This is a genomic window from Gordonia sp. DT218 (genome assembly GCF_049847105.1).
In the GTDB taxonomy this organism is placed as follows: Bacteria; Actinomycetota; Actinomycetes; order Mycobacteriales; family Mycobacteriaceae; genus Gordonia.
Window position 1 is genome coordinate 808,421 of sequence record NZ_JBNCNS010000001.1, and the last position, 14,367, is coordinate 822,787.

General features: G+C 67.3%; 12 protein-coding genes. 4 read left to right on the top strand and 8 right to left on the bottom strand.

Annotation, left to right across the window (positions count from 1 at the left end; translation table 11 throughout):
- Positions 1–140: 140 nt before the first annotated feature.
- The 5 genes from cydC to ACPXCG_RS03765 form a co-directional block, all read right to left on the bottom strand.
- A complete protein-coding gene (cydC, locus tag ACPXCG_RS03745; RefSeq protein ID WP_425789193.1) occupies positions 141–1,934 on the bottom strand; it encodes a thiol reductant ABC exporter subunit CydC in 1,794 nt (597 codons plus the stop codon).
- Positions 1,924–3,666 (bottom strand): thiol reductant ABC exporter subunit CydD, encoded by a 1,743-nt coding sequence (gene cydD, locus ACPXCG_RS03750; RefSeq protein WP_425789195.1) that lies wholly within the window; start codon positions 3,664–3,666, stop codon positions 1,924–1,926. Before cydD ends, cydC begins: the two co-directional genes overlap by 11 nt.
- Positions 3,663–4,745, bottom strand: coding sequence for a cytochrome d ubiquinol oxidase subunit II (gene cydB, locus ACPXCG_RS03755; protein ID WP_425789197.1), 1,083 nt, complete (start codon positions 4,743–4,745; stop codon positions 3,663–3,665). The genes cydD and cydB overlap by 4 nt, the downstream gene beginning before the upstream one ends.
- Before the next feature lie 11 nt (positions 4,746–4,756).
- Positions 4,757–6,325: a cytochrome ubiquinol oxidase subunit I gene (locus tag ACPXCG_RS03760; protein WP_425789199.1), complete on the bottom strand. Its 1,569-nt coding sequence runs from the start codon at positions 6,323–6,325 to the stop codon at positions 4,757–4,759.
- A 250-nt stretch (positions 6,326–6,575) separates the two neighbouring features.
- Positions 6,576–7,445, bottom strand: a complete 870-nt coding sequence (locus ACPXCG_RS03765; protein ID WP_425789201.1) for an aminodeoxychorismate lyase — start codon at positions 7,443–7,445, stop codon at positions 6,576–6,578.
- Positions 7,446–7,519: 74 nt separating this feature from the next.
- On the opposite strand from ACPXCG_RS03765, the gene ACPXCG_RS03770 reads away from it, so the two are divergent.
- From ACPXCG_RS03770 to ACPXCG_RS03780, 3 genes are all read left to right on the top strand, one after another.
- Positions 7,520–8,698 (top strand): YgfZ/GcvT domain-containing protein, encoded by a 1,179-nt coding sequence (locus ACPXCG_RS03770; RefSeq protein ID WP_425789203.1) that lies wholly within the window; start codon positions 7,520–7,522, stop codon positions 8,696–8,698.
- Entirely contained in the window at positions 8,698–9,354 is a 657-nt protein-coding gene (locus ACPXCG_RS03775) for an MOSC domain-containing protein (protein ID WP_425789205.1), read from the top strand. Before ACPXCG_RS03770 ends, ACPXCG_RS03775 begins: the two co-directional genes overlap by 1 nt.
- 157 nt (positions 9,355–9,511) lie before the next feature.
- The gene (locus ACPXCG_RS03780) at positions 9,512–9,688 is read left to right on the top strand and encodes a DUF3073 domain-containing protein (RefSeq protein ID WP_425789207.1); all 177 of its coding nucleotides are present in this window, start codon (positions 9,512–9,514) and stop codon (positions 9,686–9,688) included.
- 389 nt (positions 9,689–10,077) lie between these two features.
- Here the strand turns inward: ACPXCG_RS03780 and purM are convergent, their stop codons facing one another.
- Together purM and purF are read right to left on the bottom strand one after the other, a co-directional pair.
- A complete protein-coding gene (gene purM, locus ACPXCG_RS03785) occupies positions 10,078–11,199 on the bottom strand; it encodes a phosphoribosylformylglycinamidine cyclo-ligase (protein ID WP_425789209.1) in 1,122 nt (373 codons plus the stop codon).
- A gap of 196 nt (positions 11,200–11,395) precedes the next feature.
- Positions 11,396–12,976 (bottom strand): amidophosphoribosyltransferase, encoded by a 1,581-nt coding sequence (gene purF / locus ACPXCG_RS03790; RefSeq protein ID WP_425789211.1) that lies wholly within the window; start codon positions 12,974–12,976, stop codon positions 11,396–11,398.
- A gap of 177 nt (positions 12,977–13,153) precedes the next feature.
- Here purF and ACPXCG_RS03795 point away from each other — a divergent pair, with 177 nt between their 5' ends.
- Positions 13,154–13,936, top strand: coding sequence for a CPBP family intramembrane glutamic endopeptidase (locus ACPXCG_RS03795; RefSeq protein WP_425790481.1), 783 nt, complete (start codon positions 13,154–13,156; stop codon positions 13,934–13,936).
- Positions 13,937–13,968: 32 nt separating this feature from the next.
- Here ACPXCG_RS03795 and ACPXCG_RS03800 read toward each other — a convergent pair whose 3' ends face one another.
- A complete protein-coding gene (locus tag ACPXCG_RS03800) occupies positions 13,969–14,355 on the bottom strand; it encodes a sterol carrier family protein (protein WP_425789213.1) in 387 nt (128 codons plus the stop codon).
- Between the last annotated feature and the right edge of the window lie 12 nt (positions 14,356–14,367).

Genomic DNA, 14,367 nt, shown 5'->3' on the forward strand with positions numbered 1-14,367 from the left:
ACTCCCGTGGCAGTGAATGCCACGATCCGCGCTAGCGGATGGTCACCTCACGTGTCCAATAGTCATACAACTTCGAACCACCTCCTTCCTCGTGTACAGCCGAAGATACGCCTGCCCGCGACCGGGCGGCAACGTCTTTTTCACCGGGCCGCGACCGGCTCGATCTCGAGGACCACACAACTCGGATTGACCATGGAAAGATCTTGCGCCCCAGCATGATGCGTGACGATCACGACGGTCCTCGACGGACCGAACAGCCCACCGTCGGCGGCGACGAGCCGGCGCAGGAGCACTGCCGCGTCGTCGGCGTCGAGATGCTCGGTCGGTTCGTCGAGCAGCACCACCGGCGCCGGGTGCAGCAAGGCCCGGGCGAGGAGCAGCCGACGTCGCTGACCGCCGCTGACCGCGTCCGCTCCCCCGGTCAGGGCGGTGTCGATACCCTCGGGCAGCCCGTCGATCCACGACCGCAGGCCCACCGCGTCGAGCGCCGCCGACAACTCGGCATCGTTGGCATCACCCCGGGCGACCAGCAGGTTCTCCCGGACCGTCGTGGAGAAGACGTGGCCCTCCTCGGCGACATAGCAGACCGCCGAGCGCAGGTCGACGGAGCCGGCGGCGGCATCACGGCAGCCGACCGTTCCCGCGTGAGCCGCCAAGTGCCCGGCCAGGGTCAGCATGAGTGCTGATTTCCCCGATCCGCTGGGCCCGACCACCACCATCCGCGCCCCGGGCGGCAACTGAACAGACAGCCCGTCGGCGGGACCGAGGACATTCGTCGACGACCAACCCCACCGCAGTGCATCGACGTCGACCGTCACCGGACCCGAATGGATGTCGCGATCCCACGGTCCCCGGTCGTGCACGGGCACTCCGTCGGGCTCCGAGCCCGCCTCGGACACGCCCGCGCCATCGACCAGCGCCATGACCCGTGCGGCGCTCTGGCGACTCCGCTCGATCTGAATCCCGGCCTCGGTCAGCGGTCCGGTCGATTCGAAGGCGGAGAGCGGCAGCAGGATGAGGACGCCGAGGATCATCGGCGTGAGCCCCTCCCCCGAGGCGACCGACGCCAACGAACCCGGCACCGACGACACGAGTTCGATCCCGATCAGGCAGGCCGCCAGCACCGAGACGCCCACCGACAGTGGCGTTGCGGCGGCTGCCGCGGCCTCGTGACGCAGGCCCCGATCGGCCGACGCCAGAGCTTCGGTGTCGGCGGCCCCGGCGACAGCGAGAACATGCTCCCGACGCCGCGCGACGGTCAGTTCCGGCGCGTGCCAGAGCGCGGCGAGGGTCGCCTCCGAAGAGCGGGTCGCGGCCTCGGACGAATCACCGATCGATCGCGCGGAGCCGCGCGCCGCCAACCACGGCGCGACCAGCCCGCTGACCACCAACGCGACCGCGAGGATCAGGGCCGCCCACCACGACACGAGGCCCATGATGAGCACCGCGGCAACAGCGGTCACCGCGCCGACGGCGATCGGGATCACACCCCGGATCAGGGCATTGCCGATCTCGTCGATGTCGTCACCGGTACGGGCCGACAGGTCACCGCGGCGCAGCGTCACCGAGTATGCGGGATCTCCCGCGGCGAGCCTGCGGTAGACGCGTTCACGCGCCGTCGCCATCGCACCGAGGGCGAGGTCGTGGGTGGCCAGACGCTCGAGGTACCGGAAGACCCCGCGCGAGATCCCGAGGGCCCGAACCGACGTGATCGCCACCGACAGGTAGAGCACCGGCGGCATCTGCCACGCCCGGGTGATCAGCCATGCCGACAGCGCCGCCAAGCCGAGTGCCGACAGCGATCCACCCACCCCCAGCAGGATCGATTTCGCCAGCGGCCGACCCCGCAACCCGAGGAACGCGAAGGCACGCCGCAAGGGATCGGCCGTGCCCTCGCGGTGATCGGTACCCGTGCGCCCGGGTTCAGTGGCCACGGTGCACCCCACCGATTTCGACGATCCGGTCGGCGTGGGCGCGCGCGAGCGGCTGATGGGCGATCACCACGACGGTGTCGCCGGCGCGCGCCCGGGCCGAGAGCACATCGAGCACGGCCGCCGCGGACCGTTCGTCGAGATGCGCGGTCGGCTCGTCGAGGAGGACGAGCGGCGACGGTGAGGCCAGTACCCGGGTGAGCGCGAGTCGCTGACGCTGGCCTGCCGAGAGCCCGACGCCACCCGCGCCGAGCATGGTCTCCACACCGTCCGGCAGTTCGTCGACGACGTCGTCGAAACCGGTCGCCTCCGATGCACGTCGCAGCGCTGCCGGGTCGAGTATCCCGAACAGCTCGAGATTCTCGGTGACCGTACCGGGGACGATCACCGGTAGCTGCGGCAACCATGCGATCTGCTCGTGCAATGCGGCCGGGTCGAGTTCGGCGACCGAGATCGCACCGACCAGCACCGAACCCTCATCGGGTTCGATGAGCCCCATGACGGCCAGCAGCGTGGTCGACTTCCCCGCCCCGTTCGGCCCGGTCAGAACTGTCATCTGGCCCGGGTCGATCGTCGCAGCGAGCCGATGGGGAGCCCATCCGTCTCGACCGTGGACACCGACGTCGAGGAGGGTGATCTGTTGCCCGGCAACCGAACAGGTGCGATGTCCGGGATAAGGCGGCGCCGGGGCGCCGGCCGCCTCGATCAACTCCACGATCTCGCCGGCCGCGGCCACCCCATCCGCCGAGTTGTGGAACTGGGCTCCGACCTGCCGGAGCGGGTGGTAGGCCTCCGGAGCCAGGATCAGTGCGAGAACACCTGCGTACAGACTCATCTCGCCGTAGACGAGGCGGATTCCGATGCCCACCGCCACCAGCGCCACACACAATGTCGCAAGCAATTCGAGGACGGCGCCGGACAGGAATGCGACCCGTAGCGCCGACATCGTGGTTCGTCGGTGGGCGCGCCCCAGTTGGGCCACTCGTTCCGCCGGCCCACGTGACCGGTTCAGTGCACGCAACGTCGGAAGGCCGGCGATCAGGTCGAGCAGCTGGGCGTTCAGACGACTCATCGCCTGGAGTTTGCGGTCGGTTCGATCCCGCGTCATCAACCCGATCAGCACCATGAACAGCGGTATCAGCGGGAGCGTGATCAGGATGACCAGCGCCGACGGCCAATCGGTGAGAGCGATGACGAGGACCACCGTCGGGATGACCGTGACGGTGACGATCAGCGCAGGCAGGTAACCCGACAGATACGGTGCGAGGCTGTCGAGCCCGCGCAGTAACACGGTGCTCGCGTGTTCTCGTCGTGCGAGGAGGTCGCGGGGTGGCGTGGTCGCAGGGTCGGTCAGCACGTCGAGGGCGCGTGCGCGCAACTGGGCGATCACCCGCGCGGATGCCCGTTGCGCGTACCGGTCGTGCAGGTAGGTCATCGCCACGCGAGCGACCACTGCACCGGCCAGAACGAAGAGGTGAATCTGTTGGGCGCCAACGGATCGCCGACCGGGATCGACGATGAGTTCGGACACGATCGAGGCCGCCATCGCCGCCGTCACGATGATCGCGATCAATGCGGCGAACGAGAAGACCGCCGTGACGACGACGTACCCGCGGGCGGCGGGCGAATAACGCAGCAGGCGTGGGTCGACGGGTCCCGCGCGCCGCGGCGGTGCGCTCTCCTCCGCGACGTCGGGCTCCCCGGTGGGCGCGGAGGTACTGGCGGCCCGCGTCATTCAGTCGGCACGCGCAGCGACGGAAGACCGGTCGGTGCGGGGATCTGCTCCACCGAGATCCGCTTGCGGAACACCCAGTAGGTCCAGGCCTGGTAGGCGATCACCACCGGTGTGATGAGCACCGCGGCCCAGGTCATGATCGTCAGCGTGTAGTGGCTCGACGACGTGTTGTCGATGGTCAGGTTGTAGGCCGAATCCGTCGTGGACGGCAATACATTCGGGTAGAGCACGGAGAACAGGGTGCCCACGGTCCCGGCGATCGCCACACAGGTCGCGAAGAACGCGACGCCCTCTCGTTGCACCCGGGTCGCCAGCACCATCACCACCGCCGCCACGGCCGCGATCAACACCGGAATCCACGTCCAGCCGTTGCCGTACGCGAACTGGGTCCAGAGCAGGAAGGCCGCCGCGACCACCAACGTCGGTATCGCCAGACGAGATGCGTACTTCATCGAGTCCTGTTTCAGCACACCGCTCGTCTTCAGTGCCAGGAAGACCGCGCCGTGGGTGAGGAAGGCCAGCAACGTCGTCAAACCGCCGAGCAGCGCGTACGGATTGAGCAGATTGAAGAACCCGGCCGTGTACTGCGCATCCGCATCGATGGGGAGACCCCGGATGACGTTCGCGAACGCAACGCCCCACAGGATCGCCGGAATCCAGGAACCCAGCCCGATTCCGACATCGGCCCATGCACGCCACCTCGGGGAATTGATCTTGCCCCGCCATTCGATCGCGCACACACGGGTGATGAGTCCGACCAGGATCAGGAACAGCGGCAGGTAGAAGGCCGAGAACATCGTCGCGTACCAGCCGCCGAATGCCGCGAACATCGCGGCGCCCCCCGTGATCAACCACACCTCGTTGCCGTCCCACACCGGCCCGATGGTGTTCAGGATCGCCCGGCGCCGCCTGTCCGGATCGGCGAGATCCTCAGACGGCGCGACCTTCTCGTCACCACCGGTATGGCTGCGGCCGAGAAAGGGCATCAGCATGCCGACCCCGAAGTCGAAGCCCTCGAGCACGAAATAGCCCACGAACAGTATCGCGATGATCAGAAACCAGAACTCCTGCAGCCCCATCGGTCATCTCCTCAGTACGCGAACGAGAGTTGTTTGGGCTCACCGGAATCGGAATCGTCCGGCGACGGCTCGTCGGGTGGTATCGCATCGTAGGTGGCCGGCCCCTCGATGATGTAGCGGCGCTGCAGCATGAACCACACCACTCCGAGTGCCCCGTAGAGCACCGTGAAACCGATGAGCGTCACCCAGACCGTCGCCGCGACATGATTGGAGACACCATCCTGGACGAGCATGTGGATCTGCAACGGGTCCAGATTCTCGGCCCAGTTCGGCGCGACCACCCAGGGCTGACGACCCATCTCGGTGAAGATCCAGCCGGAACTGTTGGCCAGGAACGGGGTAGGGATCATCCACAGCGCCAGCAGGCCGAACTTCCGCGACTCGACGACTCGCTTCTTCCGCGTCAGCCACAGTCCGCCCAGCGCGAGCACGGCCGACCCGAGTGCCCAGGTGATCATCGCCCGGAATCCCCAGTAGGTGACGAACAGGTTCGGGGCGAAGTTCTGCCCGGGCATGTCGAGCGCCTCCTGGTACTGCACCTGCAGCTGGTTCACCCCCTGCACCGTGCTGTGGATGTCGCGATTGGCCAGGAACGACAGCATGTTGGGGATCTCGATCACCGGGTGGATGTTGTCGCAGTTGTTCTGCCTACCCACACTCAGCACCGAGAACGCGGCACCGGTCTCGGTGTTGCAGAGGGATTCCGCCGAGGCCATCTTCATCGGCTGCTGCTCGAACATGATCTCGGCTTGGATGTCGCCGGTGATGAACAGGGCAACGCCCGAGACCACGGTCACCCACAGCGCGGACCGGGTCACCGGGCGCCACATTCGGCGAGCGTCCTGCTCGAGGTCCTCGGGCGTGGCGTCGATCTGACTGGGCGACGTCGTCGTCGGCATCTCGGAGGTGTCCCCGGTCTCGATGGCTACGCGAAGTTTCTTCGCCCGCCACATGTTCCGGGCCATCCACCAACAACCTACGGCCGCGACGAAGGTGCCGGCGGTCAGCAGGGCGCCCGCGATGACGTGCGGGAATGCCGCCAGGGTCGTGTTGTTGGTGAGGACCGCCCCGAAGTCGTTCATCGCCGGACGATTGCGTTCATTGTCCCACTCCACACCCACCGGGTGCTGCATCCACGAGTTCGCGGCGATGATGAAGTAGGCAGATGCGTTGACGCCGATCGCGGCCAGCCAGATACAGGCCAAGTGAACTCGTCGCGGCAAACGACCCCAGCCGAAGATCCACAGACCGATGAAGGTCGACTCGAGGAAGAACGCGACCAGCCCCTCGAAGGCCAGTGGCGCACCGAACACATCGGCGACGTATCGGCTGTACTCGCTCCAGTTCATGCCGAACTGGAATTCCTGCACGATGCCGGTGGCCACGCCCAGCGCGAAGTTGATCAGGAAGAGCTTCCCGAAGAACTTGGTCGCGCGCAGCCACTGCTCGTTGCCGGTCACGTGCCAGACGGTCTGCATGACAGCGATCATCGGTGCCAGACCGATGGTCAGTGGGACCAGAATGAAGTGATAGACGGTGGTGATCCCGAATTGCCATCGGGAGACATCAAGAGCGTCCATGTCGCCTCTATCAGAGTCGGTGCATCGGGCTGCGATGCACGAGCCGGGCCGCGGTGTGCGACCTCCTGATTGCCGAACCGTCACCTACTACGTTTCGTAGTAGTCGTACCCGACCCACGCTACGCTGCACGGATGGGCAAGTTCAAGCACCCAAAGTCCTGATCGCACCTGGATGAAATTGTGGTCTGGATCCCGTCCACTGCCGGCCGGTGACCTATCACCGGACAACGAACGAACGTCGCTCCCATTGTCAGTCAACGCAAATCGCGCGGTCCACCAAATCAGCGAATTCGTCATCTGTCGTTGATGTCGGCATCACATACCGATTGAGCGATCTGACGCGCGCGGCCAGCGTGACGCTGCTGATCAGCCAGACCGAATCGGCACCGATGAGGTCGGCTCGTCGAAGGGAATGCGTGGCCGTCGTCCAGCCCTCCTGCTCCGCGATGTCGAAGACTGCGCGTTGTGTGGTCCCGGGCAGGATGCCGGTCTCCGGGGGCGGCGTGGCCAGTGTTTTCCCGGTCACGGTGACGACCGTCGATCGCGGCCCCTCCAGCACCGCTCCCTCACTGCTGAGGTAGATCACGTCGTCGAACCCCTGCTGTTCGGCATGACGCAGCGCCGCCATATTCGTCGCGTAGCTCAGAGACTTGGCGCCGAGGAGCTGCCACGGCGCGGTCGCAGCGAGGTCAGTCGAGTAGCCGCGGTCGAGCGTCACCACCGAGAGTCCCTCCGACCGCACGTGTCGAACTCGCTCGGCAACGGCACCCACGACCAAATACGCCGTCGGCCCTGCTTCCGGCACGCTCTCCCGCCCACGCGAGTAGACCAGCCGCAGCCACGCCTCGCCGTCGCCACCCGCGACCGACCATTCCTTCTCGGCCACCTCGATCGCCGACTGCCATGCGTCACGGTCGGGCCCGGGCAGATCCATCATCGCCGCGCTCCGTTGGAGGCGATCCAGGTGCGCACCGACGCGCCGCGTTCGGCCGGAGCGGATCAGCAGGGTCTCGAACACACCGTCGCCACGGACCGCCGCCAGATCGTCGGCATGGAGGAACGGGACATCCGGATCGTGCACCGTGCCGTCGAGGGTGACCAGGATCTGCTGCTGCGCCATGGAGTCGAGGCTAGGTGAGGTCCGTCCGTCATGACCGGCACTCGCCGGTTCGTGTCGCCCCGTAGACTCGACATGTGACCGCGTCGCGCATTCTGACCAGGTATTCCACTCAGGGCGCCGTGCCCGGGCCACCCCAGGACGGCTCTGACGATCTCGTCGACGTCGCATGGCATTACGGAGATCCCCTCGGGGAGCAGCGGACCGCCGAACGTTCCGCGGCCGTCGTCGACCGTTCGGACCGGGCCGTGATCGAGTTGCCGGGTGCCGATCGACTGACCTGGCTGCACACCATCTCCAGCCAACATGTGGCGTCCCTGGCGGATCGGACCAGCGCCGAGAACCTGTCGCTCGATGTGAACGGTCGGGTCGAGGAACACTTCGTGCTGACCGATGTCGACGGGGTGACCTGGGTCGACTGCGAGGGTCGGCGCGGGCCGGCCCTGCTGGATTTCCTCTCCAAGATGGTCTTCTGGGCGAAGGTCGAACCGGGCGCCCGACCCGACATGGCGGTTCTCACACTGATCGGTCCGGACATCGTGCACGGTCCGATCGCCGACCTCATCGACCTCACCCCCGACGCCCCGGTCTATACCGCCGGCGACCTGCCCGAACTCCACCACGAAGAGGAGCCACTCGGATTCTGGCGGGTGATGCCGCCGATCGGCGAGGGCGCCCGGCTGCCCGTGATCGACCTGGTGATTCCCGAATCCTCCGTCGAGGCGTGGTGGACACAACTCACCGACGCCGGCGCCCGGATGGCAGGCACCTGGACTCACGACGCGCTGCGGGTCGCCGCGATGCGCCCCCGACTCGGTGTCGACACCGATGAGCGCACCATCCCGCAGGAGGTGAACTGGATCGGCGGCCCCGACGAGTTGGGGGCGGTTCACCTCGACAAGGGCTGCTACCGCGGACAGGAGACCGTCGCGCGGGTCCACAACCTCGGCAAGGCCCCACGTCGCCTCGTCCTGCTCCATCTCGACGGGAGTACAGACGAGCGACCGTCCACCGGCGATCCGGTCAAGGCAGGCGGACGCGTGGTCGGCCGGGTCGGGACGGTCGTCGACCATTACGAGCTCGGTCCGATCGCACTGGCGCTGGTCAAACGGTCCGTCGGTCCCGAGGTCGACCTGCTCGTCGACGGCGAGCGCCCGGTGAGCGCCCGGATCGATCCGGATTCGGTCCGCGACGACGAGCGCGTCCAGGCCGGCCGCGCGGCGATCGACCGGCTCCGCCACGGCGGGGCCTCCTAGTGGCGGCCACCGACGATCCGACGACCGGCGTCGTGCTCGCCGTGTGCGCCGCAACCGACGACGTCATCCTCGACAAGATCGGGGCCAGCGGAATCGACAAGCGGCCGCTGGCCGGCCGCATCACCGTCGGAGAACTGGGGCTGGTGCCCGACCACGTCGTCGACACCAAGCACCACGGCGGCATCGAGCAGGCGGTCTACGCCTACAGCGAACGCGAGGCGCTTCGTTGGGCCGACGAACTCGGCCGCGAACTGCCGCCCGGCTGGTTCGGCGAGAATCTCCGGATCGACGGACTGCCGATCACCGACGCGGCGGTCGGGGAACGCTGGGCGATCGGCGACGACGGGCTCGTCGTCGAGACGACAATTCCCCGCGCGCCCTGCCGTACCTTTGCCGCCTGGGCCGAGGAAGAGAAGTGGGTGAAGCGCTTTCTCGAGCGCGGCGACACCGGCTCCTACCTGCGGGTTGTCACCCCGGGCAGCGTCGGCGCCGGAGACGCGGTGCGTGTCGTCCATCGACCCGATCACCTGGTCACCGTGCGTGATCTCGTGACCGGTGCCGAGGCCGACGCGGACGCTCTCACGACCCTGTTGACCTACGAGGACCTCGGTCCCAAGGTCCGACGGGAGGCCTCGCGCAAACTGGCCCACGCCTGACCCGACGATCCACTTCCCGACTCGCTGCGGCACAGTCGGCAGGGCGATCCGCATTATCGGAACGAGCGCGCTAAACTGGTGCCACGACAGATTCATTACCTAGAGAACGGGGCCGCCAAGTGTTTGGCCGCCCCGTCATTGTGCGAGGGGGTCCCATATGGGCCGCGGCCGGGCGAAAGCAAAGCAGACGAAGGTTGCTCGTCAGCTGAAGTACTCCACTCCAAACACCGACTTCGACAGCTTGCAGCGCGAGTTGTCCGGGTCGGAGGACTCGGCGGATCGCCGGGATCCGGTGGAAGAGTGGGCCGACGAGGATGAGTGGCGTCGAGCCTGACGCTCCTGAGTCGTCGACTCCACCCTCTACTCTCAGCACCGATCTCGGTGCACACCAACGCAACAACCACACCTGAGCAGTTCGTCCGTGGCCAGTTCCACGCGCGAGGTGCTCAGGTGTGGTTGTGCGCTGTCCACACTCGCTGATCTGTCGGGGCCGACGCCGACCGGCACAGAATCGCGTTCACCCGCTGGTTCGCCGCTACTCGATCAACGGGAGCGCGCGCCGGTCGCCGCTACTCGATCAACGGGAGAACCACCAAGGTTCGACATCCGCGCATCGGCATCCCCCGCCGGTCGAGTAGCCGCGACGAAGGAGAGGCGTATCGAGACCGGAGCCGCCCACGATCGGCGCGAAAGTCACATCGGCGGCGGGGGCGCGTGCGGTGGTCAGAAGCGAGGATGCTCGCCGGACAGCACCACCCGGGGCAGCTCGGTGTTCTTCGGCTCCGTGGACCGTTTGACCGCACCGAGCACCCAGTTGTCGACATGACGGGCCGTCAGTACCGCCTGTGCGCGCTCGGTGTCCTCGGGCGCCACCACGGCGACCATGCCGACGCCCATGTTGAACGTGCGCTCCATCTCCTCGCGCTCCACCCGGCCGCGCTGGCCGATCATGGCGAACACCGGTGCCGGAGTCCAGGTCCCGCGCTCGAGCTCGGCGACCAGACCCGACGGGATCACCCGCGCCAGATTCTCGGCCAGGCCGCCACCGGTTACATGCGCGAAGGTGCGGACATCGGTCTCGGCGGCCAAGGCGAGGCAGTCGCGCGCATAGATCCGGGTCGGCTCGAGCAGCTCCTCGCCGAGCGAGCGGCCGAACTCCTCGACATGTCCGGCCAGGTCCATGTGGCCCCATTCGAGGAGCACCTTGCGCGCGAGCGAGTAGCCGTTGGAATGCAGGCCCGACGATCCCATCCCGATGATCACGTCACCCGGACGAACACGCTCGGGCGAGAGGATCTGATCGGCCTCGACGACCCCGATCGCGGTGGCCGAGAGGTCGTAGTGATCCTCGCCCATGAGGCCGGGGTGTTCGGCGGTCTCCCCGCCGAGCAGTGCACAGCCCGCATCCACGCAGCCGTCGGCGATACCCGCGACGATCTGCGCAACCGTCTCCGGCACCACCTTGCCGACGGCGATGTAGTCCTGCAGAAAGAGCGGCTCAGCTCCACACACCACCAGGTCGTCGACACACATGGCGACCAGGTCTCGGCCCACGGTGTCGTGTTTGTTCATCGCCTGGGCGATCGCGAGCTTGGTGCCGACGCCGTCGCTCGCCGCAGCGAGAACGGGCTCTCGGTAGTTGCCCTTGAGCGCGAACAGTCCGGAGAATCCGCCGAGACCACCCATGACCTCTGGGCGGGACGCGCGCTTGGCATGCGGCGCGAACAGTTCGACCGCGCGCTCACCGGCGTCGATGTCCACACCTGCGGCTGCGTACGAGGCACCACCGTCGCCGGTGTGCGGGCTGTTTGCCGGATTGTCGGCAGCCGAATCCCGATCGGTCATCTAGCTGAGCACCCCTTGTCGAAATCCAGGTTGTCGGATCTCCGGGTGATCGGAGGCTCCGTCGTCGCGCGTGGTCCGGTGGCCCGCGATTCCGACGTCGGCAAAGCGAGTCACCACCGCTCAAACACGCTACCCGACCGCGGCGCGGCCGTACCGTTCGGTGTGGGGCGTCGGCCGGCGATCTGACAGCCCGAGATCAGGGCCGCATCACCGCGCTGACGTTGTCGTTGGCAACGGTCAGCGGGTCGGCGCGACCCTCGCCGGCGGCGCTGGCGAGCATCTGCTCGAGCACCGCCTTGCCCATGGAGGTCTCCTGGGGCAGGTCGATGGGGTAGTCACCGTCGAAGCACGCCGCGCACAGATTCTCCGCACCCTGCTCGGTGGCCCCGATCATCTCGTCGATGCTGATGTAGCCGAGCGAGTCGGCGCCGATCGCCTGCCGCACGCCCTCGACCATGCCGGCCTCGGACTCCATGCCGTTGGCGATCAGTTCGGCGGGCGACGCGAAGTCGATGCCGTAGAAGCACGGCCACCGCACCGGACTCGACGCGATCCGGACATGGATCTCGGCGGCCCCGGCCTCGCGCAACATCCTGATGAGTGCGCGCTGGGTGTTGCCGCGGACAATCGAATCGTCCACGACCACAAGACGTTTGCCCCGGATGACCTCTTTGAGTGGATTGAGCTTGAGACGGATGCCGAGTTGGCGGATCGTCTGCGACGGCTGGATGAAGGTGCGGCCGACATAGGCGTTCTTCATCAGCCCCTGCCCGTACGGGATGCCCGATTCCTGCGCGAAACCGACCGCGGCGGGTGTGCCGGACTCGGGCACCGGGATCACCAGGTCGCCCTCGGCGGGATGCTGGCGCGCCAGCCGGCGACCGATCTCCACCCGGGTCGAATGCACCGACCGACCATGGATCACGCTGTCCGGACGGGCGAGGTAGACGTACTCGAAGACGCACCCACGCGGCTTGGCCTCGGCGAACCGTGACGTGCGGACACCGTCGGCATCGATCGCCAACAACTCGCCCGGTTCGATGTCGCGGACGAAGGATGCACCGACGATGTCGAAGGCGGCGGTCTCCGACGCAACGACCCAGCCCCGGTCGAGCCGACCGAGCGACAGTGGCCGCACACCGTGCGGGTCCCGTGCCGCATACAGCGTGTGCTCGTCCATGAAGGTCAGACAGAACGCGCCCTGCAGGGTGGGCAGCAGATCCATCGCGGCCTGTTCGAGGCTGCTGTCGGCGGCGCCGTGGGCCAGCAGGGCGCCGACCAGGTCCGAATCCGACGTGGCTGCCGAACTCATCAGGCCCAGACCGCGTGCCCGGCTGGCGAGATCGGCGGTGTTCACCAGGTTGCCGTTGTGCCCGAGGGCGACACCCGTACCCGCGTCGGTGGTCCGGAAGATCGGCTGGGAGTTCTCCCAGGTCGTCGATCCGGTCGTCGAGTAGCGGCAGTGCCCGATCGCCACGTGGCCGACCATCGCGCCCAGCGTCTGCTCGTCGAAGACCTGGCTGACGAGCCCGAGATCCTTGAACACCAGGACCTGCGATCCGTCGCCGACGGCGATCCCCGCCGCCTCCTGGCCGCGGTGCTGCAGAGCATAGAGCCCGTAATAGGAGAGCTTGGCCACATCCTCGCCCGGTGCCCACACCCCGAAGACACCGCACTCCTCGCGAGGCTCGTTCTCGACCTCATCGGACGGCTGGGCGGTTCCGCATGATCGCGTGGGAGCGAGGAGGTTTGTGCTGTTGATCGACAAGTCGGTCATCAATGGGCTCCCTGAGATCGAGGACGCAGGTGGCTGGGGAGACGCACCAAGCGTACCGACCGGTAGCGTCGTTACGCGAATCCGGCAACGGCGCGCCGACCGACCGTATTCCCGGGGTCGATGCGAGGCGCAGGCGCGGCACGCCGGACCTGGGCGGGCTACCTTGTCTCGGTGTCGATGCTTCGTCCCGATCACCCGTCGCGACAGCTGACCTATGTGGGGTTCGCCGTCGTGGTGATCGTCTACCTCGCGATCATCCAATTCGGCGGGCTCGCGGTCGAACACGCCAGCGGAGAGAAGGACATCGTCACGACGCGGGGCGTCGTGTACTCGATGATCATCCCCCTCGGGTTGGCACTGGCCTTCACCTTTCTGGTGGTGACCCGGCTCGGCTGGTGGCGGCCGGTCCTGCACGATGAGCGCCCGGTGTCCCGGTGGGTGTGGATCGTGCCGGTGCTGATGCTGGTGGCCATTGCCGCAGCCATCGACTACCAGGCCCTCGCCGACAAGGATCCGGTGTTCGTCCTCGTCCTCCTGCTCGCCACCCAAATAGTCGGCTGGGGCGAGGAGACGATGTTCCGCGGCGTCGGCGTGACGGTGCTGCGCGAGCACGGTCTGAGTGAGGGCCGGGTCGCGCTGTGGTCGAGCATCGTCTTCGGGGCCGTCCATCTCACCAACGCGATCGGCCACGGCGCCTCGGCGATTCCGCAAGCGATCGCCGTGAGCCTCGCCGGCTACTTCTTCTACCTGATCAGGCGGGTCTCTCGGGGCAACGTCCTCAACTCGGTGGTCCACGGACTCTTCGACTTCTCGATCCTCACCGGGACGTCGATCATGGTCGGCCAGAGCGGCATGTCGGATCGGTGGCCGCGATCCTGGTCTATCCGATCCTGGCCGTCATCCTCGTCGTCGAACGCAGGCGGATCGAACCTGCACCCGCCCCGCACACCGACGCCGTGAGCGAATCCGGCCTCACGCAGTGACAGCCGGGCTCACAGCGGGAACAGCGGCATCCAACGCGCGATCTCACCGGCCCGCGACCCGGACGCGCTGACCGCGCCACCTTCCATCAGGGCCGCCATCTCGCCGATCCCGGTGACCATCCGCAACCAGCTGTGCGGGTCCGTCTCCACCACGTTGGGCGGTGTTCCGCGAGTGTGTCGCGGCCCTTCGATGCACTGCACGGCCACGTAGGGCGGCACGCGCACCTCGACGGAGTTGCCGGGCGCGACCTGGGCGAGGGTGCGGGCGGTGAGTCGGACTGCAGCGGCGACCTCGGGCCGGGCGGGAGCGTCGACCGTGTCGTCACGAATCCACTCGGCGACGGCGAGGACCGCCGCCCGGGCCTGCGCCGGATCGATCGGTTTACGCGCTGCCACGCCGACCATCAT